The 25,938-nt window shown below is 60.5% G+C and carries 26 protein-coding genes and 2 pseudogenes; 7 read left to right on the top strand and 21 right to left on the bottom strand.

The genetic code is table 11. The annotated features are described in order from the left end of the window. Nucleotides 1-163: 163 nt before the first annotated feature. From CAP2UW1_RS22490 to CAP2UW1_RS22475, 5 genes and pseudogenes are all read right to left on the bottom strand, one after another. Nucleotides 164-2,254 carry a GAP1-N1 domain-containing protein gene (locus tag CAP2UW1_RS22490; protein WP_012806743.1) on the bottom strand — a complete coding sequence of 697 codons (2,091 nt, stop codon included), beginning with the start codon at nucleotides 2,252-2,254 and terminating at the stop codon, nucleotides 164-166. After that, a pseudogene (locus CAP2UW1_RS26305) lies at nucleotides 2,254-2,421 on the bottom strand (hypothetical protein); the annotation flags it as partial. The pseudogene CAP2UW1_RS26305 and the gene CAP2UW1_RS22490, both read right to left, overlap by 1 nt. 137 nt (nucleotides 2,422-2,558) lie before the next feature. Then, nucleotides 2,559-2,801 carry a hypothetical protein gene (locus CAP2UW1_RS22485; RefSeq protein WP_012806742.1) on the bottom strand — a complete coding sequence of 81 codons (243 nt, stop codon included), beginning with the start codon at nucleotides 2,799-2,801 and terminating at the stop codon, nucleotides 2,559-2,561. Further along, nucleotides 2,798-3,559, bottom strand: coding sequence for an IS21-like element helper ATPase IstB (istB, locus tag CAP2UW1_RS22480; protein WP_012806741.1), 762 nt, complete (start codon nucleotides 3,557-3,559; stop codon nucleotides 2,798-2,800). The genes CAP2UW1_RS22485 and istB overlap by 4 nt, the downstream gene beginning before the upstream one ends. Further along, the gene (locus tag CAP2UW1_RS22475) at nucleotides 3,546-4,349 is read right to left on the bottom strand and encodes a Mu transposase domain-containing protein (RefSeq protein ID WP_049778702.1); all 804 of its coding nucleotides are present in this window, start codon (nucleotides 4,347-4,349) and stop codon (nucleotides 3,546-3,548) included. The genes istB and CAP2UW1_RS22475 overlap by 14 nt, the downstream gene beginning before the upstream one ends. Before the next feature lie 104 nt (nucleotides 4,350-4,453). Between CAP2UW1_RS22475 and CAP2UW1_RS24925 the strand changes: the two genes are divergently transcribed. The 4 genes from CAP2UW1_RS24925 to CAP2UW1_RS22455 all read left to right on the top strand — a co-directional run bounded on the left by CAP2UW1_RS24925 (nucleotide 4,454) and on the right by CAP2UW1_RS22455 (nucleotide 7,692). Continuing rightward, complete coding sequence (locus tag CAP2UW1_RS24925; protein WP_412566887.1) at nucleotides 4,454-4,702, top strand: DUF5372 family protein; 249 nt, start codon at nucleotides 4,454-4,456, stop codon at nucleotides 4,700-4,702. A 166-nt stretch (nucleotides 4,703-4,868) separates the two neighbouring features. Continuing rightward, on the top strand, nucleotides 4,869-5,336 hold the full coding sequence (locus tag CAP2UW1_RS22465; protein ID WP_012806740.1) for a helix-turn-helix domain-containing protein: 468 nt from the start codon (nucleotides 4,869-4,871) through the stop codon (nucleotides 5,334-5,336). Continuing rightward, nucleotides 5,333-5,617 carry a hypothetical protein gene (locus tag CAP2UW1_RS22460; RefSeq protein WP_012806739.1) on the top strand — a complete coding sequence of 95 codons (285 nt, stop codon included), beginning with the start codon at nucleotides 5,333-5,335 and terminating at the stop codon, nucleotides 5,615-5,617. Before CAP2UW1_RS22465 ends, CAP2UW1_RS22460 begins: the two co-directional genes overlap by 4 nt. Continuing rightward, the gene (locus tag CAP2UW1_RS22455; RefSeq protein ID WP_012806738.1) at nucleotides 5,614-7,692 is read left to right on the top strand and encodes a recombinase family protein; all 2,079 of its coding nucleotides are present in this window, start codon (nucleotides 5,614-5,616) and stop codon (nucleotides 7,690-7,692) included. Before CAP2UW1_RS22460 ends, CAP2UW1_RS22455 begins: the two co-directional genes overlap by 4 nt. 21 nt (nucleotides 7,693-7,713) lie before the next feature. On the opposite strand, the pseudogene istA reads toward CAP2UW1_RS22455, so the two are convergent. The 11 genes and pseudogenes from istA to kleE form a co-directional block, all read right to left on the bottom strand. Further along, nucleotides 7,714-8,403 (bottom strand): annotated as a pseudogene (gene istA, locus CAP2UW1_RS22450) (IS21 family transposase); the annotation flags it as partial. Nucleotides 8,404-9,227: 824 nt separating this feature from the next. After that, nucleotides 9,228-9,944, bottom strand: coding sequence for a TRAFAC clade GTPase domain-containing protein (locus tag CAP2UW1_RS22445; RefSeq protein WP_012806736.1), 717 nt, complete (start codon nucleotides 9,942-9,944; stop codon nucleotides 9,228-9,230). A 2-nt stretch (nucleotides 9,945-9,946) separates the two neighbouring features. Then, entirely contained in the window at nucleotides 9,947-10,957 is a 1,011-nt protein-coding gene (locus tag CAP2UW1_RS22440; RefSeq protein WP_012806735.1) for a TRAFAC clade GTPase domain-containing protein, read from the bottom strand. 5 nt (nucleotides 10,958-10,962) lie between these two features. After that, nucleotides 10,963-12,075 (bottom strand): GTPase-associated system all-helical protein GASH, encoded by a 1,113-nt coding sequence (locus CAP2UW1_RS22435; protein WP_012806734.1) that lies wholly within the window; start codon nucleotides 12,073-12,075, stop codon nucleotides 10,963-10,965. Continuing rightward, nucleotides 12,063-13,373: a metallophosphoesterase gene (locus CAP2UW1_RS22430; protein WP_012806733.1), complete on the bottom strand. Its 1,311-nt coding sequence runs from the start codon at nucleotides 13,371-13,373 to the stop codon at nucleotides 12,063-12,065. The genes CAP2UW1_RS22435 and CAP2UW1_RS22430 overlap by 13 nt, the downstream gene beginning before the upstream one ends. A gap of 371 nt (nucleotides 13,374-13,744) precedes the next feature. After that, nucleotides 13,745-14,089 carry a KfrB domain-containing protein gene (locus CAP2UW1_RS22425; RefSeq protein ID WP_012806732.1) on the bottom strand — a complete coding sequence of 115 codons (345 nt, stop codon included), beginning with the start codon at nucleotides 14,087-14,089 and terminating at the stop codon, nucleotides 13,745-13,747. Nucleotides 14,090-14,234: 145 nt separating this feature from the next. After that, a complete protein-coding gene (locus tag CAP2UW1_RS22420; protein WP_012806731.1) occupies nucleotides 14,235-15,077 on the bottom strand; it encodes a DNA-binding protein in 843 nt (280 codons plus the stop codon). 156 nt (nucleotides 15,078-15,233) lie between these two features. Further along, complete coding sequence (locus CAP2UW1_RS22415; RefSeq protein ID WP_012806730.1) at nucleotides 15,234-16,274, bottom strand: transcriptional repressor gene korB; 1,041 nt, start codon at nucleotides 16,272-16,274, stop codon at nucleotides 15,234-15,236. Then, on the bottom strand, nucleotides 16,271-17,053 hold the full coding sequence (locus CAP2UW1_RS22410; RefSeq protein ID WP_012806729.1) for a ParA family protein: 783 nt from the start codon (nucleotides 17,051-17,053) through the stop codon (nucleotides 16,271-16,273). Before CAP2UW1_RS22410 ends, CAP2UW1_RS22415 begins: the two co-directional genes overlap by 4 nt. A gap of 4 nt (nucleotides 17,054-17,057) precedes the next feature. Next, the gene (locus CAP2UW1_RS22405) at nucleotides 17,058-17,363 is read right to left on the bottom strand and encodes a transcriptional regulator KorA (protein WP_012806728.1); all 306 of its coding nucleotides are present in this window, start codon (nucleotides 17,361-17,363) and stop codon (nucleotides 17,058-17,060) included. A gap of 214 nt (nucleotides 17,364-17,577) precedes the next feature. Then, nucleotides 17,578-17,898 (bottom strand): KleE stable inheritance protein, encoded by a 321-nt coding sequence (kleE, locus tag CAP2UW1_RS22400; RefSeq protein ID WP_012806727.1) that lies wholly within the window; start codon nucleotides 17,896-17,898, stop codon nucleotides 17,578-17,580. 1,025 nt (nucleotides 17,899-18,923) lie between these two features. Here kleE and CAP2UW1_RS22395 point away from each other — a divergent pair. From CAP2UW1_RS22395 to trfA, 3 genes are all read left to right on the top strand, one after another. Next, a complete protein-coding gene (locus tag CAP2UW1_RS22395; protein ID WP_012806726.1) occupies nucleotides 18,924-19,631 on the top strand; it encodes an AAA family ATPase in 708 nt (235 codons plus the stop codon). Further along, nucleotides 19,628-20,602, top strand: coding sequence for a ParB/RepB/Spo0J family partition protein (locus tag CAP2UW1_RS22390; RefSeq protein WP_041568868.1), 975 nt, complete (start codon nucleotides 19,628-19,630; stop codon nucleotides 20,600-20,602). Before CAP2UW1_RS22395 ends, CAP2UW1_RS22390 begins: the two co-directional genes overlap by 4 nt. A gap of 882 nt (nucleotides 20,603-21,484) precedes the next feature. Continuing rightward, nucleotides 21,485-22,423 (top strand): plasmid replication initiator TrfA, encoded by a 939-nt coding sequence (trfA, locus tag CAP2UW1_RS22385; protein WP_199931762.1) that lies wholly within the window; start codon nucleotides 21,485-21,487, stop codon nucleotides 22,421-22,423. Between the two features lie 64 nt (nucleotides 22,424-22,487). Here the strand turns inward: trfA and CAP2UW1_RS26300 are convergent, their stop codons facing one another. From CAP2UW1_RS26300 to CAP2UW1_RS22365, 5 genes are all read right to left on the bottom strand, one after another. Beyond that, the gene (locus tag CAP2UW1_RS26300; RefSeq protein WP_412566886.1) at nucleotides 22,488-22,631 is read right to left on the bottom strand and encodes a hypothetical protein; all 144 of its coding nucleotides are present in this window, start codon (nucleotides 22,629-22,631) and stop codon (nucleotides 22,488-22,490) included. A 304-nt stretch (nucleotides 22,632-22,935) separates the two neighbouring features. Then, on the bottom strand, nucleotides 22,936-23,346 hold the full coding sequence (locus tag CAP2UW1_RS22380; RefSeq protein WP_012806723.1) for a hypothetical protein: 411 nt from the start codon (nucleotides 23,344-23,346) through the stop codon (nucleotides 22,936-22,938). Beyond that, a complete protein-coding gene (locus CAP2UW1_RS24240; protein ID WP_199931761.1) occupies nucleotides 23,346-23,771 on the bottom strand; it encodes a nucleotidyltransferase domain-containing protein in 426 nt (141 codons plus the stop codon). The genes CAP2UW1_RS22380 and CAP2UW1_RS24240 overlap by 1 nt, the downstream gene beginning before the upstream one ends. A 355-nt stretch (nucleotides 23,772-24,126) precedes the next feature. After that, on the bottom strand, nucleotides 24,127-25,320 hold the full coding sequence (locus CAP2UW1_RS22370; protein WP_012806721.1) for a tyrosine-type recombinase/integrase: 1,194 nt from the start codon (nucleotides 25,318-25,320) through the stop codon (nucleotides 24,127-24,129). After that, on the bottom strand, nucleotides 25,317-25,877 hold the full coding sequence (locus CAP2UW1_RS22365) for a hypothetical protein (protein ID WP_012806720.1): 561 nt from the start codon (nucleotides 25,875-25,877) through the stop codon (nucleotides 25,317-25,319). The genes CAP2UW1_RS22370 and CAP2UW1_RS22365 overlap by 4 nt, the downstream gene beginning before the upstream one ends. Nucleotides 25,878-25,938: the final 61 nt, after the last annotated feature.

Genomic DNA, 25,938 nt, shown 5'->3' with positions numbered 1-25,938 from the left:
GCCGGCCGCGAGCCCAGTGTACTCTCCTGGAAGCAGTCATTTGACGACCTTTTGCCAACCGGATCCTGTCGGGGTTGCGTCTACGCAAGTACTCTTGCGCTGAAGAATGGCGCCTGTGATTGCCGCAGTTTGTGGTTATCGCAACAGCTATTTTCCTTGGACCCTAGAACCACGAGCCAATCGCGTCTTCGATGATGCGACGCCTTTGACTAGAAAAGTCGTGGGAGTTCTTGAACTCCCGCCTCACACCCCGCAGATACCCACGTCCGTCCCATTCCTTGGCAGCAGCCGACACAATGCAGTTGAAATCGGAAGTGTCGCGTCCAAGGCGCCCGAACGAATCGACTGCAAGGTTTTTCCGAACATATAGCTGACCGACTCCGGCAAGCAAACGCTGGTAGCGATCCCAAGACTGCCAGTCATGCGATTCCGGAAAACGAGGCGCAAGTAATTGCCATGCGCTTTGGGTAAGAACATTCGACGCCGCTGCCGAACTGACAGTATTGAGGGCAAGTTCTACCAGCTCAGCAATCCTCCGCGATCGCGGTCCGAAAGCGCGAGCCAGCAAGTAGCTGCAAAGGTATACGTCATCGTCTGGAATCGCGTCTGCATCGGTCGGTTGGACTGCAATCACCCAGGGGTCATCGCCGAAATCGTTTGGCACGAGATCGGGATGACTCGCGCGAGCGATAGCCGCCAGTGCCGAGCGATCCAGACCGTGCGTAGATGCCAATACTTGCGCAACCGTCTCCGGATACTTCATACCCGACTGTAGCCAATCAGGCAATGCAGGCGCATGTTGCTCTCGAGAAGTCAAAGCCGTAGCGAGATGCCGCCAAACATTCTCATTCCCAAATGCCTCAAATGCGGTCGGTATCAACGCAGATGACTGTGAGGCGATCAACTGATCGAGCGAGCGCGGCGCAATCTCGACGTTGCTCGCCGCTGCGCGGATGGCTCGCGTTGCGAGCACTGGATCGGCACGCCAAATCGCAGCGCTCGTGAGCAGATCAGGACGCAGTTTGAATGCAGTATCGGCAAACTCTCCTGTGAGCGGCAGGCCTTCAAGCAACAAGTCCAGATCAATCGCATTCAGTCCGGAACTCGCTACATCACGACCCGGCCCACCGGATTCCCAGAGCTGCGCCAGACGAAGGGGCGACAAGCGCCATACGGCGACACCAAGCGCGCGCGCGTTCGCGACCAGCTGCTGCTGGTCAACAAGCGCGAGATTGTTCAGCACGAAGTCCAGGCTAGGAGCATCGAGATCTGAGGCACTGCTAATAGCCGCTGTAAGTACCAGCTGGGCGGCAGTTGACGGCTCGCCACTCGATACCTCGCTAACCAAGCTAAGAGCATCATTCCACCTGTCGCGACCAGAGGTGCGATTGGTTAGCGCCATGTGCAAGCGCGTTAGCGGAACGAAGGCACGCCGCCCTGTTGTTAGGTCAGCTCCGGCTTGCTGCAGAAAGTCGCGCAGTCCCGTCACCCCTGGACTCTTCGAGTCAAGAACAAGATGGTCGAGCCAATCGGCCGCGACTACTGCTGTGTCTTGGGCAAACGTCGTGGAGGGAAATTTGCTGCGCATTCCGCGCTCGGAGTCCGGGACTACTTGTAGATCAAACGCGCTCTTTGGGGCCGAGCGATCGGCAGTTGTCAGTGTGCAGAATCGCATCGCACGGCGTAGACGCGGCCATTGCTGTGACCAGAGCGTCAACACGTTCCGTTCAATGCGCGCTGCGTCGTCACTACCGCAGACAGCGACGACCTTCGCATCCGGTGACCCATAGAGTGCAACGAGCAGCTGCCGATACCAGATTTCGTCGCTTTCGGTGGCGAAGTCGAGTGGCTCTGATTCAGTGACGGAGAGTTCAAGTGCCTCTTCTCTAGTCGATTCACTCTTCGAGCCCTGCATGCCCTCAGGGCGCCGGAATAGCCTCAACAAGGCTGTCGCATCCCGTAGCCTAGCAACGTCAGCGAACTCAATGAATAGCGTATGAGTCCATACCGCGCCGGGACGCTGCATTTCGGGCGCCGGCCAAGTGCGGGCGAACGCGTAGTAGCCAGACTCCGGTAGTGGGTAGCCAGTCAGATAGCCGCCTTCGCCTATCGGCAGTCCCGAGCTTGAAGTGTCGCTGTAAATCAGAACGGTCTTGCTGTCCCGCTGCTTCAGCTGAGCAGAGCTCCACAATTCCCGGTGTCCTTCGACATAGCCGTGAACAGCCTGTCGTATGACGATCTGCTGCTGCGCCATCACTGCATCAACCACTCAAGAGGGACGGTGAGGTCGTGGGACGTGCTAACGCCATCCGTCAGTTGGATGCGCCTCGAAGGTTCGTCAGCCGCGCGGAGGTCCTGCGCTTCTTGCTTCGCTTGCGCTCCGGGCTGCGTGTCATCGTATTCGCCGCCCTGCGCGCTAACGCCGTAGACCGTCTGTTAGTGGCTGCGAAGAACCGCGGATATCTGGCGCGCAAAGATGGCGGAGAATGGTTGACTGTTGGAGTTGACATAGAAAGGGGCCGACTGAGGCCCCTTGAAGTCTGAGCGATCGGCGATGTTTAGAACGGCGGTTCGTCAGGCCAGTCTTCGGCTGTGCTGTGGTCGCCAGGAAGTGGCTCGCCCGGACCGCCGCGTTCCTCGCGCAGCAAGTCGAAGAGCGCCAACTCGTAGTGGGCCCAGATGCGGTCACGCAGATCTTCGAGCAGTTCGACGACGGCCAGCGCCTGATCCGGCGTCCAGTCGGCACAGATCAGGAAATCGAGGCCACCGCCCAGCCCGGAAGGCAGGTGATAAGGCTTCATGCGGCAGCTCCGACGGTGGATCGACGTTTGCGGGCCCGCTGCTCCGCCCGCTCCTGAGCCTCCTTGCGACGATAGGATTCCCCCTTGATGGCGATGATCTCGGCGTGATGAACGAGACGATCGATCAGGGCGACGGTACAGGCCGCATTGGGGAAGACCTCCGACCACTCGGAGAACGAACGGTTGGTTGTAATCAGCGTGCTGCGGCACTCGTGGCGCCGGTTGATCAGCTCGAAGAGCAGGTCGGCGTGGCGGTTCGAATACGACAGATAGCCGACCTCGTCGATCACCAGCAGCGCCGGCGCCGCATAGTGACGCAATCGCCGGCGCAGAACCGAATCGCTGTCGATCGCTGCCAGGTCGCCGAGGAGCTGACCGGCGGTGGTGAACAGCACCGTATGCCCGGACAGGACCGCTCGGTGCGCAATGTTGCGGGCGATCGTCGACTTGCCCAGCCCACTCGCCCCGACCAGGATGGCATTGCTCGCGCTCTTCAGGAACTCCAGGCTCATCAACTCGCTGATCGCTGTCCGATCGCACTGCTCCGGCCAGTCCCAATCGAAATCCGCGAGCGGCTTGAAGCGACCGATGTGCGCCTCGGCGAGACGGCGCTCCAGACTGCGCCTGGCCCGTTCGGTCTCCTCCCAGGTCAGCAAGGGCTCGACCCAAACGCACTCGGCCAGCTCCGACCAATGCGCCAGCAAGCCGTGCAGATGCAGGGCTTCCGCCCGTTTGCGCAAGGCCTCACTCGGGATCATCGGTCCCCCCCGTCAGCCGGTCGTAGGGTTCCAGCCGGTGCGGCCGGACCGGCGTATCGCGGCGCTGCAGGTGCTCGGGCAAGGGGATCTCGACCGGTGGCGGCCGGTCGGTCGCTTCGCGCCGGCGCTCCAGCGCCAGGCGCACCGCATTCGGGTGCGGCACCTGACGGGCCAGAGCCTCCTCGATGCCCGCCCGCAACTCGCTCGCCCCATAGCGATCGAGCAAACGCAACAGCGCCGCCGTGATCGTCCCCAGATTCGCCCCCCGGCCGGCCGCCTGGACGAGCAACTCCCGGCTTTCCGGCACCGCCCGCGTCAGCCGGTCGGTTCCCCGGTGCAGACTGGCCTGGTGCTTCTGTTCGACCAGGGTCGCGAGATGCGCCGGTTCCTCGATGCACTGCCCCCGGTCATAACTGCGCCGGTGCGTCGCCAGTACCGTCTGCCCATCGACGATGCGCACTCGCAGCGGGTCGGCGACCACCGTCAGCGTCTGCTGCACCTGCTCCGGAGGCACCGAATAGTCATTCAGGTCGAAGCGCACATAGGGCGTCTTGCCGACCTTCACCGCCACCTGTTCATCGGTCGGATACGGATGCTCCGGTAACGCCAGAAGATGTGCCGCTTCCAGGGCGAAGGCTTCGCGCACGCTCAGCGAAGGGTCCTCGGGGCAACGCCGGTCAGCCGCCTCTCCCGAACACCAGGCCTCGGCCTGCGCATTGAGGTCCGCCAGATCGAGGAAGGTGCGACCGGCGAAGAAGGCTTCGCGAGCATAGCGAATGGCCCTTTCCACGCGCCCCTTCACATGAGCAGCCAACTGCAGATGATGCAGTCGATCAGCAACAAGTTTTTCGGGTCACCCACCCGTTTCATCCCCTCTTTGGGCGCGAGTTCGTTCTGATCGAACGGCGCAATGCCTGGGGCGAGGAGCGCGTCTACTTTCACGATGACAGCGGCCGGGTGAGGCGCCTGACAGCCGCCTGGACCAGTGCAGTGGCGCCGGATCCGTTCGCCAGCGTGTCGGCCGGCCGCTCGCACTTCCGGGTCGACGACCTCTTGCACCTGGTGGCGCTGATTGTCCGCCAAAGCGCAGCACAGGGGTCGGCCGGGGCAAGCTCCCGGCAGCGCAAAGTGTCAAGAGAATAATGCCGGCAGTGTTAAGTGAATTCTGCCCTGCTGGGAGAACTGACGGAGGACTCGATGCCATGACTCCGTTTCCGATATGGCAAGACCATTACCAATCAGTGCGTTACGGCTCCAACTCAAAAATGGGTCTTTGCATCGGCCTTTGTGTGGCAGAATTATGCTTACAATGATCCCGCCCTCGAAGCCCGACCCCAAACTCCTCGCTCTCGCCGAGAGCGGAACCGTGAATCCGCACGCGCAGGACGTTCAGGATGCCGCCTTTCTCGACAGCGAGTTCTTCGATCCGCGGGACTTGGTACAGGTGCGTTACGAGATGCTGCGTCGTGTACGCACCGAAGGTCAGACCGTTGTCGATGCCGCCAGCAGCTTCGGCGTCTCCCGGCCGACCTTCTACAAGGCCCAGGCAGATTTCGAACGCGCGGGTCTCGCCGGACTGTTGCCGGTCAAGCGAGGGCCGCACGGACCGCACAAGATCACCGACGAGGTCATGGCCTTCATCGAGGCGGCACGTGCCCAGGAAGAAGGACTGGACGCACAGGAGTTGGTGGAGCGGATCGCAGAGCACTTCGGACTGGCCGTCCATCGGCGCACGGTCGACCGCGCGCTGGCACGGAGCAAAAAAAAACGCCGATGAAGCCGACGCTGATGACCGATGGCCAGACCTTGGCCGAGGGTTACGAGTCCTTGCGGCAAGAGACCGCCGAGAGGCCCGGCGGCCGTCACCGCTCGCCCGGGCGTGCACTCTTCCTGTTCAAAGGGATGGCGGCCTGGATGCGTGGCGTCAGCGAAACGGCCCCGAGTCCGGCCGCCGCCGCTCTGCGCAATGAGTCGAGGTTACCGGCGGGGATGGAACAGCACCTGATCAATCTGGTCGCCAGCATGGCGCTGGCGACGGCACGGGAGAGTAGGCCATGATGGGTGAGCAGCACGCAAAAATACAGGCGCGACACCTGAAGAGAAATGCCTATCTCTACGTGCGGCAGTCGACGTTGCGCCAGGTGCTCGAGAACAGCGAGAGTACCAAGCGCCAGTACGATTTGCGCGAGCGGGCCCTGGCACTGGGCTGGCGTCTCGATCAAGTCGTCGTCATTGACTCCGATCTCGGCCAGTCCGGGGCGAGTGCGGTGGATCGCGAAGGCTTCCAGCGACTGGTCAGCGAGGTCGGTCTGGGGCGGGCGGGGATCGTCATGGGCCTGGAAGTGTCGCGTCTGGCGCGCAACTCGACGGACTGGCACCGCCTGCTGGAGATCTGCGCTTTGGCGGACACGCTGATCCTCGACGAAGACGGTGTGTACGACCCGGCGCACTTCAATGATCGCTTGCTGCTCGGCCTGAAGGGTACGATGAGCGAGGCCGAACTGCACGTTTTGCAGGCCCGGCTGCGCGGTGGCATCCTCAACAAGGCTCGCCGCGGCGAACTCGAGATTCGGCTGCCGATCGGATTTGATTACGATCCGGCCGGGCGCGTGCGGCTGGATCCCGATGTCCGCGTTCAGGAAAGCCTGCGGCAGTTCTTCCGCACCTTCCGGCGTACGGGTTCGGCAACGGCGACGGTCAAGGCCTTTCGTGCCGAAGGGCTGAGCTTCCCGCACCGGATTTACCGCGGACCGCAGACTGGCGAGCTGTTGTGGACTGATCTCGAACACTCGCGCGCGCTCTGGCTCCTGCATCATCCGCGCTATACCGGTGCCTTTTGCTTTGGGCGGACGCGCGTGCGCAAGCAGCCCGATGGTTCTCATCGCCATCAACGGCTGCCATCCGAGGAATGGATCGCGCTGATTCGTGATGCCCATGCTGGATACATTACTTGGGACGAGTACGAAGAGAACCTCCGGATCCTGCGCGACAATGCGCAGGCACCTGCCACCGGGCGTGATCGGGGCACGCCGCGTGAAGGCCCGGCGTTGCTGCAAGGATTGGCCCTCTGCGCCAAATGTGGTGATCGCATGACCGTTCGCTATCATGTGAACGGCACACGGCGCGTGCCGGATTATGTTTGTCAGCGCGAGGGGGTCGAGCATGCGCAGCCGATCTGCCAGCAGATTGTCGGTGGCGAACTCGACGCGGCCATTGGCCGCTTGCTGGTGGAGGTCGTGACTCCGATCACCCTGGGGGTGGCGCTGGCGGTGCAGAAAGAACTGGAGAGCCGAAGCGAAGACAGTGACCGCTTGCGCCGTCAAGCCGTCGAGCGGGCGCGCTACGAGTCCGATCTGGCACGCCGCCGTTATATGCGTTGTGATCCCGACAACCGTCTGGTCGCCGATTCGCTGGAAGTGGAATGGAACCAGGCGCTGCGCAACCAGACGGCGGCCCAGGAGCACTACGACAAACAGCGCGAGAGCGAGACCGGGCTCGATGACCAGCAGCGCGCCGCCATCCTTGCGCTGGCGAAAGACTTCCCACGCCTGTGGAACGATCCCCATACGGCTGACCGGGAGCGCAAGCGGATGGCCCGGTTGCTGATCGCGGATGTCACCTTGCTCAAAGAGGCCGACATCAGGGCGCAAGTACGCTTCAGCGGTGGTGCGACGCACACGCTGCACCTCCCGCTGCCCAAGCCAGCCTGGATGCTGCGCCAGACGCCAGGCACCGTGGTCGCCGAGATTGACCGACTCCTCGAAGATCACACCGATAGTGAAATCGCGGACTGGCTCAACGACCAAGGCTTGATCTCCGGCGACGGCAAGCCCTTCCACCGCCCGATGGTTCGTCGTATCCGGATCGACTATGCGCTGCCCAGTCGCCACGATCGGCTGCGCGCGCGTGGCTTGCTGACCCTGCATGAAATGGCACAGCGTCTCAACATCTGTCCGGACAGCCTCAAGCGTTGGCGGCGCGCCGGCCTGCTCAAGGCCCACAAGTATGACGACAGGGGCGGCTACCTCTTCGAACCGCCTGGTCCTGACACGCCGGTCAAGCATCAACATCAAGGCAAAACCACAGGCAAATCAACCACCCGCGAGGGAAGTTTCCCCGCACATACCGCATGAGGTGCAATATGCAGCACACTCCTTCTCATTCCCCCGCGCGATCGCCACCGGGCGAGGCTCGTAGCGATAATGACCGGCGAACTGCAGCAAGGTGGGATTGAAGCGGATCGCCTGCCCTTGTCGCTCGAGGACGGCGCTCTTCAGGTTGTCGTACAGCAGCACTCTCGCCAGCCCCCCCCAAGCGCCAAACGCCCCGACATGGCCGCGCAGGAAGTTCTCCATGCGCGCATCGAGAAAGAAGCGCAGGTAAATCATGCGCGACCACGCCAGCACCATCACGAAGGCCATCAGTGCCCGGCGGGCGCGGCCGATTTCCAGGTGGCCGAAGTGCCCCCAATCGACCTGTGCCTGTTCGCCGGGCAGCGTCGAGAGCCGCAGGTAGGCTTCCGCCTTCGGTCGCGGACGATGCAAGGCGACCAGATGACGAAAGTGATCGGGACGGCCGGGATAGCCGCGTTCCTTGACCATGACGTACAGCCGGCTGGCCGTCAGCGTCGGAAACTGCGCCAGGGTCGCGCGGATGAAGGTCAGATAGGGGTCGATGCGGGAAGGGCGCGGCGAAATACCCGTACGTGGCAGACCCGCCTGCGTCAGGACACGCCGGACGGTGCCATGATGGACGCCCAGTTGGGTGGCGATGGTGCCGATGCGCCAGCGCTCGGCATGGTAGTAGCGCAGAATCTGCGCTTCCGTTTCAGGGGAAATGCTCAAATCGGGTTCCTCTTCGATCAGGTGAGATGGCGGATGGAACCCGGCAGCTACCCAGGAAGCCCTGCCTGAGCAAACCCGAACAGCGCATCCCGCAGAAATGGCAGCGCGCCGTCCGGGAATGGGCGCTCGAACCGACTGCCGCCGGTTCCCGGCCCACTGCCGAGTTCGCCAGCAGTAGATCATCTTGTGCCGGCGGCATAGAACCCTGATGCGTCACATTCTGCTGACGCAGCCGGTAACGGCGGTTTCTTTCGGCATGCTTGAGGCGGCCTCTTCGGCTCTTCTGGTAGCGGCGGCCGGCTTCCTGGACGCAAGCGCGGCGTGCCGCCTGCGCGCAGCCAGCGGCGCAATAGATCTGGCCCCGGTCGCAGCGGCTGCAGACGACGACCTGGGTTCGACAGCGATGGCACAGGAAGAATCGGCCGGTGGCTTCCATTGGCGGTTCCGCTTACGCCAACGAGCTATCGACAGGAAGAGGCCGCTCGTGAAATACTCTCCCTGCACCCGTGCCCAGCACGGTGTGGGGCACGACATCGGTGTGGACTTTGCGGGTTTGGCCGGTGTCGTGCCCGTTCTCCTCGGCGGGTCCTTTTTACCGCATCGCGAACGGGCTTGTCATCCCCGCCTGGCCCCCTTGGCCGCATCCGCGGCAGGTTTCCCCGATGGCCACCGCGCGGCAGGAGGGCGCGTCTCCAGTCGCCCTTCGGGCTCCTTCCGACGCGCCCTCCTGCCGCACCATCGGTCGCCCAGACGCCCCAAAACCCCCATCCGTCTCGACCACGGACCGTCCCTCCCCGGTCACATCCTCCACCGCTCGCAGCCAGTTATCGGCGCTTCTTGACCGCCATTGACACCGTCCACTGCCAAAGCTTCGGATTCGTATCTAGGTACTGCGAGAGCAAGGGCAGCTTTGCGCGAAGAAACTCACGTGGCGCAAGACGTTCGCCCTTCGCTTTATCCCAAGCGGAAAGCATCACAACAAGGCGCCGTGGCCCAATGTCCAGCGGTGCTGCGCCGAGGAGGCTCAGCAGTCCCACCAACTGCACTTGTGTGGGCGCCAGACGAGGTTGCCATGGCACGGGCTGTGCAACTTCGTCCGGCGGCAAGTCCAGCGCGAGCGCCATGGCGGCAACATCCATGATCCACAGCGGACGCTTGATGTCGTCTGCGTGAACGAAGAGCAACACGCTGCCTTGCGTCAGCGTCTCGGCAACCACTTTCTCGCACTCGCGCTCTTCCCACATCTGCCGATATGACTCCCCTGCGATGTCCGGGAACGTGATGGTGACCGCTTGGCTGTCATCCGTCACCAAGTTGATGCTGACGAACTGATTGCCCGCGAGCAGCGTTCGCTCTTGCATCTGTGCACTCCGCCACCGCGCTGCTATGGCGTTCAAATGCTTGACGTTGCCGCTCTTCAGGCTGCCAAAGCGCAGTTTGGTCTCGGTTTCACGACTGAATACGAGGTGCCACAACGCCGCTAAGAAGGTGGTCTTGCCACTCCCAGGAAGGCCGAGGACCACAACGGATTGCTGCATCATGGCTAGACTCCAACCTCCGCAAGACGCGCAATGACTCGCTCCGGCAATACTTGCAATGTATGCGGCAGAGATGTCGGCGACACGTCCGCAAGCCAAAAGCACAGCAATTCAGCGACCCCGGTACCTCGCGCCACCCCGTGTTCAGTTGGTGATGCGGCAACTCGAAAGACCTCAATCTTCGCAAAGCAATCAGCGAAATACGCGTTAAGGCGGGCAACTGCTGTCGCAAGATCAGCCCCCACACGCTTCGCATTCGGTGAAGCCATCACCGCATCAAACTTGGTCAGCACAATGGCTAGGCGTGCACCATTAGGGAGGATCTCCGCATCCTTGAGCGCTTGCACAATCAGCAGCAGTTCCTCACGCGCGTTATGCCGGTGGCCGTCTTGAGCCAAGCGCTTGCCGTCAACCAAGAGCGTCAGAACATCCGACCGCTCGACTTCGATGAACTCCGCGGCCAATGTCATGTCATCGCCGGCCTCGCGATACTCCTCTCCTGCCCGATCGCCGAGCAGCAGATTCAGTGCCTCGCCCGACTCTTGATGCAGCAATCCAAGATGGAAGAAGCGCACCTCGCCTCGCCTGGTGCGCTCGCTGTGCGGAGTCCCACGCTGGGATGCCGCTCGCGCATCATGACAAGCTTGCTCAAAGGCATGCAGGGTTTGCGAACCACGAAATGCGAACGGCACGATTGGCCCCTCCTGCAATTGATCGTACAGGCTGGCTATCAGGCTTGTCTTGCCTGAGTCATGCGGCCCCACAATCGCAATGACGCGCGCACGGGCTTCCGGAAGTAGGTCGCGTGCTTCACCGGGCGCGAGGCGATCCGCGTGCGGCAACGAGACCATCTGTGGACCTGCACCCTCTTCCGCCTCCGGTGCAATATCCAGGACCCGCAACGGCTTGCCATAGTTGCCGCATGCCGAGGGATCAAGACCCTCAACGCACTTGCCCGTTTCGGCGATCTTGCAGTCCGGGTTGCTGCATTGAATGACTTGACTCGGGTCGTCCATGATGCTCACCCAAGCAGGCGAGTGAGCAAGCGCTCGCGATAGAACAGCTCAGCGAGTATTAAGGGTGACAGGGAAAGATCCTTGGGTAGATCCGTCGTCGCTGCCCAGCCTGCAACCCAAGCGTTGCCTGGGCCAGTTTCTAACTGACGCAGAACCGCGAAGTGCAGCGGCTGCGTAACCGGCGATGCCTCTGGCGGAGCTACGTGCGATCTCAACCACTCAAACGGAGCGGCTGCCAAGGCATCGACCAATGCTACTTTCCCCCGGTCTGCCAGTTTCGCCCGCGACAGGAGGGCGCGCACCGTCGGCGGCCCGGGCGGCAGAAGCGTATGGTCAGCTAGCTCTTTGGCCAGCACCAAGGGACGCGCGGCATCTGGCACGTCACCGAAGCTGCAAGCAAGATCCTCGCTGCGCTCACCGATCAACCACCACAGCATCTGCAGTTCTTCATCCTGCTGATCAAGACGTTTTGCCAGAGCTTGAAGAGTCAGCTGCGTCTTATTTACCACCGATGTCACGGTCGTACCGGCTTGCGCCATCGCCTCAATGAGAATGCCGACATCTGGCTGCGCTTTGGCCTTTTGAACAGCCGCTTCAAACGCTTCAAACAACTTCTTGTATTGGCTCGCCGCCGCAAGCTTGGGGCGCCGCGCGACACCCAAGGACTGCGATCGCAGTGCCTCGTTGGCCGCTTGAGGTAAGTCTCCGGGCAACGAGAACTTGCGCTGCCCAGAGACCGACGCGGCGGTAATGGCCAGTGCCGGGAGACTGGCTGATTCATGGTCTGGATCTTGACACATCTGTAGGAGGCAGCACGCCGAGAGTACCTTCAACTCGCGTGCGCTGCTGCTCGCTGTGAACGCTGGGTACGCTTCACGAAAGGACTCCTCCAGGGTAGCGATCCATCCCGGCGACGGCGCGTGTCGGCTACCAACCGCCAAGCGCACCAGGGATTCGACATCTGCACCATTGGCGTTGTACGCAAAGTTGCTGCTCGCCTGCCAACGCTGGTTAAGCATTTCGCTGCCCTCACCGAGCTGAAACTCCTTCGTCCATGAACAGAACCACGAGCTTGGCTTGACCTCTTCGGTGTCCTCTTTCATCACTACGTCGGCCACTTGTTTATCTCCTCAGCTACTTGTTCAAGTTGATTGCGTTCCTTTGCCCGCAGGAGGGCGCGTGCATAGCGCTCGGGCTCAGGCAGGCTGACTTCATCTTCAGAAATCAGCCCGAGGCGCAGTGCGATTTCACGGCGCGCGGCCATGGGCAAGCCCCACCAACGGATGACAAGATGGCGCGTGGATGTTTCGCCCATAGCTGCCTCCACATCAGGTGCTTGCGCAGCAACCGCCGCCACCCCCTCCAGCGCCGGACCTGCGCTTGGCGCAGCGGGGGCGGGGGGCGTCGGGTGCTCGTCGCCAGGACAGTGGATCAAATGCTGAAAGATCGCCTGCCCTTGGGAGTCTTGGCGAGCCCGGTAACGCTCCGGATTGGTCTGCCATTCAAGGAGGTGCGCGGTCACATGCAGCGCGCGTGCTGGCCCAGAACCTTGCACGGAAAGTTCGATGAGGTTGTAGGCTGGGTGCCACCCCGGCTCACCGGCGTCCGGATTAACCGCGCCAGCAGCCAAGCGAATGTACTGGTCGTCCTTGTTGATCCGCTGCCGATGCTTGTGACCCCACAAGTGAATGGCAGCGCGTCCATGGACGGCATCCTCGACTTCATCCTGGTCCATGAGCCAGTCGGGCGGGTGATGCCCCATTACCAAGTTCACGACATTGGGGTCAGGATCAAGCAGGCCGGTTTGCCATGGGCTGAGATAGAGCGAAAGCTGCTTGTCATCCTGCCCATCCTGGGTCACCGCTCCCGATAGCAAAGTGGAGGTGAATCCGTGGATACGCAGTGTCATGCCCGGCGCCAAGTCAAGGTCCTGCTTCCACGCGAGCCGCTCGTGAAAGACCTGACAGTTGAAGTGGGCCGCGAACTCGTTGTATGCAGCAAGTGGTTCAAACAGCGCGCGGCCCGTCGCGGCATCGGTCAATTGCGCTTGCAGTTCGCGATAGCGGTACGCGGGGGCCGCGTCCTTGATGGCCTTGTGGATGTTGCGTATCTGGCGGCTTCCATCAATACGGCTCCGGTCAATGTCGTGGTTGCCCGGTACGACGAAGATACGTTCGAGTGGGCAACCTGACTCGCGTGCTAACTGTTCGAGCCACATCGAGGCAGCCGCGTATTCGCTCTGCACGCCGCGAAACGCGATATCACCACTGACCAGGATTGCATCAACGCCGCCTAACGCGCGAGCCCGACCCTTTGCGTCCTGGATCATGCGCGTGCGATAAGCCCGGCTCGGGTCGTTCTCTTGCGTGCACTCAGGAGCACGAAAGTGAATATCAGAGATGTGCAGCAGCAGCATGGTCTCGCATGGCTAATGGATTAGCGTGCAATGGCGTCACCGTGACCTACTCCGAAATGGCCGTGTCGGAGGGATAGTAGCAGAGAGTGCTTGACTTACAGGAAGCTGCCGGTCACGACCGGCAGGTGGTGGCCGGTAGCCGACCGACGTCATGCTACACCCACTGACTGCTTCCCGACGCGTAGCGGTCGGCCAAGCGAGGAAATTGATATCCCCAGCCGTATGACTGATTACGGTTGATCGCCCAGGTCAACGTCGGCTTTGGAGAAGAATCTTCACCGTTTGGTTCTATGGCCGACTGCCGACCGACGGCAGGTAAGAGATCAGGAATCGGCCACTCCGGCAACGGATGTTTAGCGGCTAAATTCGGTTCATCGGGACACGCCACGGCTCAACGCATGCGAGGCGACGGAAACCGTGGCTTTGCCCTGGTCATAAGTGATCCTGGATTGGCTGCCGATTGCAGGTGCTTTAACGAAATCCACCCGGTCATGTTTGACGACACTCTTGCCCACCTGCTGAAAAACACTGTCTCGGTCGACGTGCAGGATCACGCCATCATGGGTCTTGGTTTTGTCGGCCTGGCTGGCTAGATACAGGTTGTAGATGCCGGGCTTCACGACTCCGGCTTTCTCCACCTTGTCGTTCTGCCAGCGGCCTTCGTGCTCGTGTTGAATGATCTTCTGACCGTTCATCACAAGGAGGCGTTGTTTCATGCCTTGCTCCTGTCCGAGCGCATGGTCACATCCAGTTCCAATATCACAGCAGCGTATTCAAGGATGTCCATTGCCTTGTCGCATGGAGTAGAAAGCCAGCGAAGTTTATCGCAAGGCTTTTCGGTTGATCAGTTTTTTTCGGACGTCACTCCCCTGCCCTGCTCGGCTTCTTGCCGGTTTTGATCGCCTCCAGAAAGCCCATCTGCTGCTCCTTCAACGCCTCGACCTGACCACGCCAATGGGCGGTTTCCTCGCGGGCCTTGGCAGCTTCCTTGCGAGACTCGTCGCGCTCGGCCTGCGTGGCAGTGAGGCGTTCGGCGGCGCGGAGAGCCTCCTGGGCGGCGGTCTTGCGTTGCTCTTGCTGGGCCTGACGGAGGTCAGCCAGTTCTGTTCGCGTCTGGGTAGCATCCTGATGCGCGAGGTCAAGTTCGGCCCGCAAGTCGGCGGCGCGGCGTTCGATCTCGACGGCACGCTGCTCGGCAATGGCCGCCCGGTTCTCGGCGACCAGTGTGGCCTTCCGCGTTTCCTCGATGTGTTGCACGAGTTCGGTGCTTCGCTGCTGCTCGTGCTGGCACTTGGCGGTCAGTTCGTCGATTCGGCGATTGGCGGCCTCCAGTTCGACCCCCTGGGCGTCGTAGGCGTCGCCAAGTTGCTTGTTGATGGTGTCGGCCTCGGCGCGTTCGGCCTCCCAGCCGGCTTGCGCGGCGCGCAGTGACTCGTTTGCGGTGTTCTGGGCGGACTGCCACAAGGCGGCCAGCGCCTGACTATGGAGTTGGTGGACGGCTTCCGGAACAGTGATGGCTACCGGCGCCGCCTGGGCGGTCTGCGCACGTCGCCATTCCTTCATGGTAGCGGCGGCATCGTTCATGTTGACTTTGGCCACCTTGCGAACCGAGTCCACCGTCGGAAAGGAGGTGCGACCTGCCTGCTCATAGAGCGCATCGGCCGCAGAGAGAATGCGATCGCGGATGTCCTTGTTCAATTCCATGTTCGCTGTTCCTACGGCAAAAGATAAGAAGAATAGTAATATTGGTGTTATTACGTGTCAATCGTTATCACGGGACGACGGCTACTTGCCGGCGCTATCTGAAAAACCCGCACAAGGCGGGTTTCTGGGGTGACGCTGGCGAGGTTGGCCGGCCCGTTATCCTTCCAGAAGAGCGACAAGCTGCACCTGGGCGAGATCGGCAGCGAGCTCGTGGCCGTCATCGTCGTACTTCAACCAGGCGTGGCCCTCGACCGGTGGCCGGCGATTCAGAATCAGGCGAGCCGGACGGCCGTCATGCTGCACATGCACGATGGCCCTTCTCAACCTGTCCGGGTCGGCTTCCTTCGGGTTCCTCCTGGAGTGGGTAGCTTGCTCGCCCGCCCCTGCTTCTGCGCGGGCGCTTGCGGTACTCTCGGCCGTGCCGGAATTGCGCTCGTCGTCCTCGTGCTGGCGCTTGTCGTCGAGGTACTCGCGCAGCAGCTTGACCGATCCGCGCGTGATCTCCTGGGTATCGTCGGCCAACCAGAGACCGACTTCGTTGCGCGCTTTTTTGTGTGCAGTGACGAGCTCGTTGATCACGGTCACGTCACGGCAGCGGCCGGAGTTGAAGGCTTCGGCAATCGGATCGGGGAGGTCCAGCAAGGTGACGTGCTGCGATACGAAGGCCGGGGACTTGCCGAGCTCCTTCGCAATGTCACCCTTCTTCTTGCCCTTCGCCAGTTCGCGGCCGATGAAGTCGGCGATCTCGCGCGGGATCAGTTCGTTGCGTTGCAGATTTTCGATGACCTGGTCGGCCTCGTTGTAATCGTTGTCGACGAAGGCAGGGATGGTTGTCTTGTAGACGAGCCTGGATGCACGGGCGCGGCGGGCACCGTGGTTGATGAGGTAGCGGCCGGCGGCATCCGGGTTGTCACGCACCGAAATGGGGGTCTTGACGCCACGCAAGCGGATGGTTCGAGCCAGTTCTTCAAGGCTTTCCGGCAAGAAGCCAGGGTTGTCCTTTGTTCGAGGCTGATGCGGATCTTCGTCAATCAGGTCCAGGGGCAGTTCCAGCGGCCGGAAACTTCGCGCGACGGTCTCTGGCTGGTTGAGAAGGTCAGAGAGATCGCCGATGCTCTCCAGATCCAGACCGGACGCCGGTGGCCCCGCCTCGGGCTTCTTCTTAGCGGTGGTGGCGGGATGCGTGGCGGTGGTCATTGTGTCATCTCCATTTTCTCGAAAACATGGGCGGCCAGTGCGCGGATTTCCTGCGTGGCCTTGCGGGCGGCGGTCTTCCTGATCTTCCACACCGGCACGCGGGACGCCAGCGCGTCGGCAATGCTGCTGCGCAGCCCGACCCCGGTCGGGATCATCAGTTGCGGGTAGGCACGTTCGAGCTCTTCCAGGTGGCGAGCGTGACGCGGGTTGCGAGCATCGACCTTGCTGGGGACCATGCCAAGGAACTTGAGCTTGTGATTGGCTTTGCGAAGATGGGCAATGGTCGTGACCATCTGCTTGATGCCCTGGATACTGTAAGCCTCAAGTTCGATCGGCGAGAGAACGTAGTCGGCCGCGAGCAGAGCGGCGGCCATCGTAACGCCAAGAGAAGGAGCGGTGTCGATCAGGCAGACGTCGAAGCCCTGCCCTTCTACGGTCTTGATAGCCTCGCGGAAGTTCGCGCCGGCCTCGGCCAGGGACATCTTCTTCTCCAGGTTCGCCAAGCCGATGTCGGACCCGATCAGGGTCATGCGCTGGGTATTGGGATCGGTGAAGTCGGTTGCAGTCTGCGGCCACGCGCTGGATGGTACGGCGGCAAACAGTTCGCTGGCGACGAGGTTGGATCGGAAGGATTGAAGCGTGTATGAGGCGTTGGCCTGGGTGTCGAGATCGATGACGACCACCTTCAGACCTCGCTCCAGGAAGTCGAACGCGAGGTGAACGAGGGTCGAAGTCTTGCCAACCCCGCCCTTCTGGTTCGCGACAACCAGTGTTTTCATTGTTTCATTTCTTGTGTTGCCGCTTTTTCGTGGCGTCCTCAGCCCATTTTTTTACGATGAATGCCCGATGTTCCGGCAGGATTGCCGAGACCCGCACGTAGCCCGCCGGGAGATTCCTTTCGTCGTGTGCCGCCCAGACCCGATTGACCGCCTGCGAAATCGCGCCGCGGGACAAGCCGAGCGCCGTGGCAAACTCCTTTTGCGGCTTGCCATCGATCAGGACACCGCGCGCGATCTCCAGGGTTTGCGCTCCCACATCCAGCCCTTTGATGGCTTCCTGGAATTGGCGTTCGGTTAGCCGTTTCTTCATGGAACGTATGCGTCCATTTCGTAGTCCGCACCCATATCGCAAAGAGGCGCCGACAGCCGCCAGACAACAATAGTAGTTCAGCTAAACGTCATGAGCAAGCAAGCGCTTTAGCGGCTAAAGGTCTCTTTCGGTTGCGTTGCGCAAAACGTAGTCGTTGGAGGCGAGTGGGAGAGTCCTAGCCACGGGGCGATTGGTGCGCGAGAGGTCGAGCTGGCTAAATCCCTCTTGGCTTGTATAGCGATACGAAACAGGTGAGTAGAACCAACGCGGAGAAGTGGAGGAAGAACGTCCAGGTGGCGTACACCCCTGGCGTGCTCCAGTGGTAAAGCATGCGGAAAAACTGGAACAAGACGTCGAAAGACAAGACCCACTTCATCACTGGCCACATCAGCACGGTGGCAACCCAAACGACTTTGACGAGGTTGGAGAGAATCCGCCCTCCTCCAGGGCCATCTATCGGTCTGGCTTGGAGCTTCAGGGGAGCCAGATCGTGAGCAGAAGAATCGCTCTTGGGAAACTGAATGATGTTCGTCATCTTTTCCTCCTGGTTTTCGTTGCAGCTTCGATCTTGTCCGAAAGCCTACTCTAGCCGAACGCGAGCACATCACTCCGCGGTGCTGCCGCTTATCCGCCTTCCAGTTCTTTCTACCGGCAGGCGCTAGTTGGCCGGCGGCGCGTTAACTTGTTGGGAAAGTTCGCGGGCAAAACCGGGTTCCGATGTGATCGTACCTTAGCGGGAGATCGTTCAATACAGTTTAGATAAAGTTGGAATAGTTTTTGGCAAAACTTCGCTTCTTTTCTGTTCCTGGCGTAACGAGGCATTTGAATGGTTCTTCACGTTATGAGATTGAGCAGGAATTTGGTCAGTAACGAGAGATCAGACGTAGCAACGGCCGAGCGCGTCGGGGGAAAAAGCGGAAGGCGTCTGCGTTGGGTAATGAGCGCAAGCTCCCTAGGCCTTCGGATGGCCAGAAATAGCTGTTTCGATGATCTCCGGTACCTGCCAACGGCCCCGAGGGGTTATCCCCAGTTTCGGTGGACAAAGGCCGCCAAGTTTAGGAGATTCGGTGTTGGCACAAGGGGTTGGGGCGCTGCTGCTTTTGAAAGCGGCTGGGTTGTGGTATCTGCGGAGTGTAAGGGGGATGGGTGTTAAGGAACGGCGCGCTCGTGCAACGCTTCCCGATGTCCGCAGGCTGAGGCAAGAGGCGGTAGGCTTTAAGCGAAAAACGGAATCCGGAAAGTGGCATTTGCACGCGTGCAAGCACATTGACTAACCGTGGAGGGTTACGGAGTTTTATCAAAGATTAGATGGACGCTCTGCGTTTATTAGTCGTTTCACAAATATTTCGTCCGTCAATTTGTACAGTACGTTAAACTACAGTTCGTTGTGAGGTGACAATTTCTGGGAAGTTCCAGCGGGACCCGTAGATCTTGAGCCCAAGGCGGAAGTCGCGGGAATGATGGTGCAACAACGTAACGAGGTGATGTGTTGGTGCGATGGCGTTCGGCTCGTGGTGTTGTCGGTTCAACTTGCACGCGTGCAAATGCGGGAGGCTGTGGATGGCAAAGATTCTTACGGTGTTCAATCAGAAGGGTGGTTGTGGCAAGACAATGACTGCGATGCAGCTTGCTGGCACGTGCGCCATGCGCGGGTATTCGACGCTGGTGGTTGACATGGATTCCCAGGGAACGGCATTGGTGTGGTCGACCGTTAAGCCCGATCCGCAATTGAGGCTCAAGGCGACAGGGTTTCCGGCAAAGGTGGAATCGTTCGCGCCGCTTGGGCGTGGAATGGTTCGCCCGGTGGCTGACTTGGCACCCCTCTACGATCTCATCATCATTGATACGCCCCCGGCGGTGGCTTCGGAGGCACCATGGGCCGCTCTACAGATTTCCGATTTGGCACTGATCCCGTTCGTTCCAACGGCTGCGGACATGTGGGCGAAGGAAGCCCGTGTACTCGCCAGGAAGGCTATGGAGCAGAACCCGGATATCCGCGGAGTCCATCATCTGCCGTCGATGGTCCGGCGGGGAAACACGATCGCTGGCGTGCTCGATCAGTTTCGAAGTGACCCGGAGGTCGCCCTGCTCAGTTCGACCGTCAGCCTTCTCAATGCCTACCTGGACTCGCAGATGCTTGGTTTGTGTGTGGGACAGCTGTCGAGTTCGTCGACCGCGGCGAAGGAAATGTCGGCGCTTTCTGACGAAGTCCTCGGCCTGCTCGGCTTATCGAAGTCGGTGGAAGGTAAACGAAAGGGTAAGCGATGAGAAAAATTGATATGGCTGGGCAGGCGCGTAAGGCTGCAGAGGCTGGCGACCGGTTCTCCCGGGCTGAAGCTGTTCTGGATCAACGGCCCACGGCGTTCCACCAGCCGTCGCGGGATCCGGCGATGGTCGTGTCGTCGAAGGTCGCTGCGGCAGGGGACAAGAGGAGCGGGCGTTTCGAGCGTATCCCGGTTGATCTGATCGACGCCAACCCGTACAACGCCCGGAGGATTTATCGACCGCAGCGAATAGGCGAGCTGTCGGAGAGCATCGTTGCCAATGGCCAGATGCAGCCTGGAATAGCTACGATGCGGGATGGTGGAAGATACGTGCTGGTGGCCGGTCACTACCGCCTGGCCGCGATTCGGCAAGCCGGCCTGCCAACGATGGATGTGATGGTGCACGATGGCCTCTCGGATCGGGATCTCTTTGAGTACAGCTATCGGGAGAACTCGGAGCGTGATAGCCAGTCGGCCCTCGATGATGCGATGGCCTGGCGAGAGATGCTGGACCGGAACGTGTATCCCAATGAAACTGCCCTCGCCGGTGTGGTCAGAAAATCGCTGGCAAACGTAAACCGGACGCTCTCGATCCTGAAGCTCTCGGGAACAGTCCTCGATTTGGTCGGACAGAATCCGGAGACGTTCCCGATGTCATGTCTGTCGGAATTGGTTCTGCTTGAAGCAGTTGCCGGAACGAAAACAGCTCTTGTTTTTGCGGAAAAGGTTGGACAGGGCGAGATCGGACGAAAGGAAATCATCGAAGCCAGGATGAGAATCGAAACGCCGAAAAGCCGCAAGAGGAAGGAAATTTCCCGACAATACAAAATTCACGTTTCGGACGGAACACAGATTGGGGCGTTGAAAGAGTGGGATTCTGGACGGGTGTCGCTGGACGTCGTGGTGTCGTCGGCTGCCGATCGCGTTGCACTGATCAACGAGCTGAAAAAGCGATTCTCGATTGGTGATGCTTGAGCAAGTTTCTTGCTGAGGATTGGTCTTCCTGTCGCGGTTGCTTTGAGTGGGAAAGCTCGTCTTATCGGTGATAGCGCTTTGGGTTGTGTTGGTTGTGAAAAACGCTTCGTTCGTCTATTGCGCGTGATCTGCCTACGGCGCTAGGGTTTGCAAGGGTTCTGCTATAGACGCTTTTTGGAACGTGTTGCTTGCTGCTGAGGTTCACGGTAAGGACGAAGGTTTGTGTTGTGTGCTTTGTTGAACCGATGGCGTGTTCTTCGAAGAGTGAAGCAGGGGTTTTCTGCCATTCGACGACCGAGGCGTGGTTGGCTGGTGCGTGAACGGGGAAACGTCGTGTTTTGGGTGACAGTGGGTGCTGTATTAAAGACGATTAAAGAAGATTACCTGGCTGTGGATAAGATGCGCTATCGCAGTACTGGCAACGGTTGCAGCGGGTTAGCTGTTCACCGTTCGGACGAGGTTTGTTCACTCTTGTGACGACGTTTGTTCACCGTTGCGACGACGTTTGTTCACCCATAGGTCGAGCTCTGACACTCAAAAGACGAGCTTTGGTTCACTCATTGGACGACGTAGCCTGGGCTCGTTTCTCCTGGTGTAAGCGCGAGATAGTGGGTTGGAAGGGTTTTGGCTATGGCCTCCGGTTGTGCGGGCAGGACATGACTGCCGGTGGAGCAAGGCGGCGGTATCACCGTTGGAACGTCGTTTGGCAGGGAGACACCGCTACCGAGTGAGAGCAGGGGAGGGCGTTGCGGGTGTGTTCACTCATACACCGACGTTTGCCACCCATAAGACGACGTTTGGCGCTTGCAAGACAGTTAAACTTCGTAAAGTTTTTCGATGAGGAGGACGGTATGGCGCTCCGCAAAATCCAGGGCCTCTCCCGTGGTTGATGAAACCGTGGAAGATGGCATGTCGCCCGTACCCGAAGTGATCAAGGTCGCCGAGAGGTTGAGGGAAAGCGCCAGGGCAAAGAACGCCGGCCGGGATGTGTCTTCCGTTTTCCAGGAGGTGGTCCAGCTTCCGCTTTGGGAGGAGCGCGTTCGCGGGCTGCCGAATTCGTTTGCCCGCTCCGCGCTCTTTACGTCGGCCAATCGGAGTGTCGAGCGCGAGAATTTCAAGCGCCGCAAGATAGCGACCCTTCGCGGGGCCGAGATTTTCTACACCGGCGAAGAGTTACGCCAGGACGACGGCGATGTGTTCCTGCAGATCGTCCATCTCGCGCGCCAGCAGCCGTTGGGGGATGTCGTCGAGTTCTCGGGCTACGCCCTGCTCAAAGATCTTGAATGGACAACGTCAAAAGGCTCGTACGAACGTCTTCGAGACAGCATCAACCGACTTTCCTCTACAACCGTACTTGTCAAGACCGATGGTTCAGCAGGCCATCCGGAGAAGGGATTCGGCGGATCGCTCGTGCGCAAGTTCGAATGGAATGCCGACGCGGAACGGGGTACGTCCCAGTGCTGGCGCATCTGGCTGGAACCTGAGATCGTTGTCCTCTTCGGCCGTGATACCTATACCAGGATCGACTGGGCTCAGCGTCTGCAGTTGCCACCGCTTGCCAAGTGGCTGCACCAGTTCTACTTCACGCATGAGAAGCCGATCGGATATAAAGTCGAGACGATCAAGACGCTGTGCGGGTCTCGCATTGGCGTTCTGGCGAAGTTTCGCTACAAACTTCGTGAGGCCCTCGCTCTGCTCGTCGAGGTCGGATTCATTGTCTCGTACGACATCGACTCCCGTACCGACATCCTGAACGTCGTCCGCGCTCCGCGCCGGATCGCAGTGACCGACGTGATCGAAGGCAAGTGCACCAAGCACTGAACGACGTCTTATCGGTGATACCGCCGCAGTTTCGCAGATGTCCCGGGGCTGCACCAGAGCGTGGTCACGAGGACGTATCGGTCAGCGTGTGTTTCTCGGTTTCCTGATGCTGCTGATCGCGATCCTTGTGGATGTAGCCTTCGGTTGTTGAGAAGCTCGCGTGCCGCAGGTTGCGCTCGACGATGAAGGGATCGACGCCGCGGTCGATCTGGTGGCTCGCCGAGGTGTGCCTCAGCCAGTGCGTCGATCCGGAATCAATCTGCCTGGCCAGATAGGGTTGATCGGCCGCGACACTGTTCGCCGCCTGACGACATACCTCTCTTGACGATCGCGTAGATCGCCCGATCAGAGAGCGGACGGCCGACGCCGGTGAGGTCCATCAGCAGCGGTTCATCCGTGCCGCTGGGGGGTAGGGCAGGGCTGCCGGTACTGTCCCGATAGGACTTGATCGCTTCCAGTGCGTCCGCGGGTAGGGGCCTCAGGCTTGCTGAGTTGTGGGCCGGTTTGCTACCTTAAAACTGGTCTTCGACCCAGAGCGCAAATTCCTGAAGTTCATCCAGGAGACGCTGGGCGTGGATGACCGACGCGCTGCGTGCGCCGTACTGGGATTCATCCTTGTGACCCAGTATGCGGCGATAGCGGTTTTCCTGCGCGGTCGGTAAGGTCGCCCCAAGCACGTCGCGCAGCAGTTTGGGTGCGGCTGCGTGGCTTTGCTGGTTGATGACGTTGGCTCGTCTTGCCGTCAAACAGTCGCCGTAGGCAATGGCTGCCAGGACCATTTGACTGATCGCCGGATTGGCATTGGATCCCGGTTCAGCCAGGGTGATGGCGTCCTCGGCTGCTTTGTGAAAGGCGCGAGCCGCTTCAAGTCGCCCACGCCAATAGTCGACATCGACGGACTTTCTTGTACTGATGCGCGCCATCACGCCTTCATACGCTGGCGGATGAGTGTCGCGGCATACGGCTCCGGACCGACGCCTTTGAGAACCTTGGCATCGCGAGCCATGTTCTGCCACCAGTCGTCGCCGCTGGACAGCCTCATGACGTCGGATGGCGACAAGCCTACAATCGAACAACTGATGTACAGCCGGTCCTCGACTTCGCGCAACGCTTGCCGCACGGATTCCACCGTCTCGTCTACCCGGCCATCCGGCGCGATAACCGCGATATCCAGATCGCTATGGGGCTCGTCCTCGCCCCGTGCCACACTGCCGTAGTACCAGGCGGCATGAATGTCTTTGTTGGTCTGGAACGTATCGCGCAGCACCTGAAGAAGTTCGTCCCATCGGCATTGCTCATGGCCGAACAGCTCCTTCAATCCGGGTGACAGGGGATGATTGGTATCCATCGTGAATAGTTGGGAACGTGCCTGCCCGAGTACGCGCACGAGTCGCTGGCTTACCAGAGAATTGAGTGTCTGGTAGGTTCCTTGGCGCGACAAGCAGCACTCATGCGCCAATTGCGATACGCTGAGCGGGCCGCCATAGGCAATCAAAGCACGCAAAACTCGAACAGACCCACCGTTCCCAAGCAAACGGGTGAGTGGAAATCGAAGCTGGCTCTGGGATGCTGAAGGGCGCATGAAGTAGAGTGTAATAAAGTCACTTACACTTGTCACTAGTCAACTCTAATTGACTATCGAGAGCGAAAACGGGTATAAGGTCGAGACGACGCGGATGTCCCGAGGCTGCACGAGAGCGTGGTCACGATGGCGCATCGATCATCGTGTGTTTTTCGGTTTCCCGATGCTGTTGGTCGCGGTCCTTGTGGATGTAACCTTCAGTCGTTGAGAAGCTCGCGTGGCGCAGGTTGCGCTGGACGATGAAGGGATCCACACCCCGGTCGATCTGGTGGCTCGCCGAGGTATGCCGCAGCCAGTGCGTCGACCCAGAATCAATTTGCCTGGCCAAGTCTGGCTGAGCGGCCGCGACGCTGCTGGCCGCCTGGCGACACACCTCTTTGACGATCGCGTAGATCGCCCGATCGGAGAGCGGACGGCCAGCGCCGGTTAGGTCCATCAGCAGCGGTTCATCCGTGCCGCTGGGGGGCAGGGCAGGGCGGCCGGTACTCTCCCGATACGACTTGATCGCTTCCAGAGCGTCCGCGGGCAGCGGGACTACGCCCTCGACGCTTCCCTTGCCGAGCACCTCAAGCCACCATTGGCCGCGTTTGAAACGAAGATCAGACGTGCGTGCCCTGGCCATTTCGAAGCGCCGCAGGCCGGTCAGATAGAGGAAGGAAAAAAGGAACCGGGTGCGGTGGTAGTGTGCCGCCTCCCGCGCAGTCTCCTTGGGCATCGCCTCGATGCACTCCGTCAGCGCCGCCCAGGCTGCCGCGTCGAAGTAACGTTCCTGTCCTTGCCGCTGGCCTTTCCGGGTACGCTTTGCTGCCGCCCGCAACAGATTGGCGTGGACATAGCCGATGGCTGCCAGGTGCTCGAAGAGACCAAAGAGAATCGTCGTGGTCTGCTTTACGGCCGACGCTGACAATCCCGAGACGAAAGGACGCCAGGTGGGATTTGCCGAACCATCGGGCAGCCGGCGCGTCACCCGTCGCACTTGCCGACACAAGGGGTTCGGCGAACCGTCAGGCAGCGTCCGCGGCTCGGTCTGCTGGCACCACAAATCCACCGGCTGCGGGTCGCTCAGGAAAGCCTTGTAGGCCAGCACGTCCTCGACCATCAGCCCGGGCAGATCCTTGCCGTGCCAAGTGGCCCAGAGCATCAACCGCTCGGCCTCCCGGCGATAGCTGTCAAGCGTGTGGCGGTTATCCGTGTACTTTGCCAGCCAGGTGGCGACCGCTTCATGATCGGTACTGGCTGCCGTCAGCCGCGGCCCGGAAAGTGCTTGGTTCCGGGCAGGCTCGACGGGGAAGGGCAGGGGGGTCGGCAAGGTCACTGTTGTCCCCCTCCCTTCTCAATCAGGATCGCCGCTTTGGCCAGCAGCCGGGAGTGTGGATATTGCCGGTAAACCTCAGCGACCAGAGCGGCATGGCGATCGGCGTCGAACGGTGATTCCAGTTGTTGCTGCAGGATCCGGTGCAGCAAGGCGCTAGCGTGTTTCGAGTAGGTCACGAGGCGCATGCCCTTCACCAGTCCGCTTTCGGCTTCGACGAGGACCAGCGACAGAGCCTGGTGGGTACCCGGGACGTGCGGCAGGAGTTCACGGTCTTCCGGTGTCACCAGATGGAGGGTGAAAGCCTGGTCGGACCAGTCCATCAGATGCTCGATCTTGAACAGGATGAACAACACCGCCTGTCGGAGGTAGAAGCCGACATGCACCTGACCCCGGACGAAAGCAGCGATGTCCCGCTCGCTCAGTTTGCCCAGGCACAGTTGCAGCATGTGGTGGCCCCCGAAGTAGCGGTATTCGAAGCGCCCATCGGGCCAGTTGGCAATGCCCTCCATAAAGGGCTGATCGAGTGCCAGTACCCAGGGCTTTGCAGACTCCTGCACGCACAACCTCCTCTTCGTGAAACAAACCGGCCCGTGGAACATTTGACCGAAATTCAGCGCC

The sequence above is a fragment of the Candidatus Accumulibacter phosphatis genome (genome assembly GCF_000024165.1).
Taxonomy (GTDB): Bacteria; Pseudomonadota; Gammaproteobacteria; order Burkholderiales; family Rhodocyclaceae; genus Accumulibacter; species Accumulibacter phosphatis.
This window is presented reverse-complemented; position numbering and strand designations above follow the sequence as displayed.

Coding starts and splice junctions, on each gene's coding strand:
- CAP2UW1_RS22490 (WP_012806743.1), bottom strand. CDS start 2,254: ATGGCGCAGCAGCAGATCGTCATACGACAGGCTGTTCACGGCTATGTC.
- CAP2UW1_RS22485 (WP_012806742.1), bottom strand. CDS start 2,801: ATGAAGCCTTATCACCTGCCTTCCGGGCTGGGCGGTGGCCTCGATTTC.
- istB (WP_012806741.1), bottom strand. CDS start 3,559: ATGATCCCGAGTGAGGCCTTGCGCAAACGGGCGGAAGCCCTGCATCTG.
- CAP2UW1_RS22465 (WP_012806740.1), top strand. CDS start 4,869: ATGATCCCGCCCTCGAAGCCCGACCCCAAACTCCTCGCTCTCGCCGAG.
- CAP2UW1_RS22460 (WP_012806739.1), top strand. CDS start 5,333: ATGAAGCCGACGCTGATGACCGATGGCCAGACCTTGGCCGAGGGTTAC.
- CAP2UW1_RS22455 (WP_012806738.1), top strand. CDS start 5,614: ATGATGGGTGAGCAGCACGCAAAAATACAGGCGCGACACCTGAAGAGA.
- CAP2UW1_RS22445 (WP_012806736.1), bottom strand. CDS start 9,944: ATGATGCAGCAATCCGTTGTGGTCCTCGGCCTTCCTGGGAGTGGCAAG.
- CAP2UW1_RS22440 (WP_012806735.1), bottom strand. CDS start 10,957: ATGGACGACCCGAGTCAAGTCATTCAATGCAGCAACCCGGACTGCAAG.
- CAP2UW1_RS22430 (WP_012806733.1), bottom strand. CDS start 13,373: ATGCTGCTGCTGCACATCTCTGATATTCACTTTCGTGCTCCTGAGTGC.
- CAP2UW1_RS22425 (WP_012806732.1), bottom strand. CDS start 14,089: ATGAAACAACGCCTCCTTGTGATGAACGGTCAGAAGATCATTCAACAC.
- CAP2UW1_RS22420 (WP_012806731.1), bottom strand. CDS start 15,077: ATGGAATTGAACAAGGACATCCGCGATCGCATTCTCTCTGCGGCCGAT.
- CAP2UW1_RS22415 (WP_012806730.1), bottom strand. CDS start 16,274: ATGACCACCGCCACGCATCCCGCCACCACCGCTAAGAAGAAGCCCGAG.
- CAP2UW1_RS22410 (WP_012806729.1), bottom strand. CDS start 17,053: ATGAAAACACTGGTTGTCGCGAACCAGAAGGGCGGGGTTGGCAAGACT.
- CAP2UW1_RS22405 (WP_012806728.1), bottom strand. CDS start 17,363: ATGAAGAAACGGCTAACCGAACGCCAATTCCAGGAAGCCATCAAAGGG.
- kleE (WP_012806727.1), bottom strand. CDS start 17,898: ATGACGAACATCATTCAGTTTCCCAAGAGCGATTCTTCTGCTCACGAT.
- CAP2UW1_RS22395 (WP_012806726.1), top strand. CDS start 18,924: ATGGCAAAGATTCTTACGGTGTTCAATCAGAAGGGTGGTTGTGGCAAG.
- CAP2UW1_RS22390 (WP_041568868.1), top strand. CDS start 19,628: ATGAGAAAAATTGATATGGCTGGGCAGGCGCGTAAGGCTGCAGAGGCT.
- CAP2UW1_RS22380 (WP_012806723.1), bottom strand. CDS start 23,346: ATGGCGCGCATCAGTACAAGAAAGTCCGTCGATGTCGACTATTGGCGT.
- CAP2UW1_RS24240 (WP_199931761.1), bottom strand. CDS start 23,771: ATGGATACCAATCATCCCCTGTCACCCGGATTGAAGGAGCTGTTCGGC.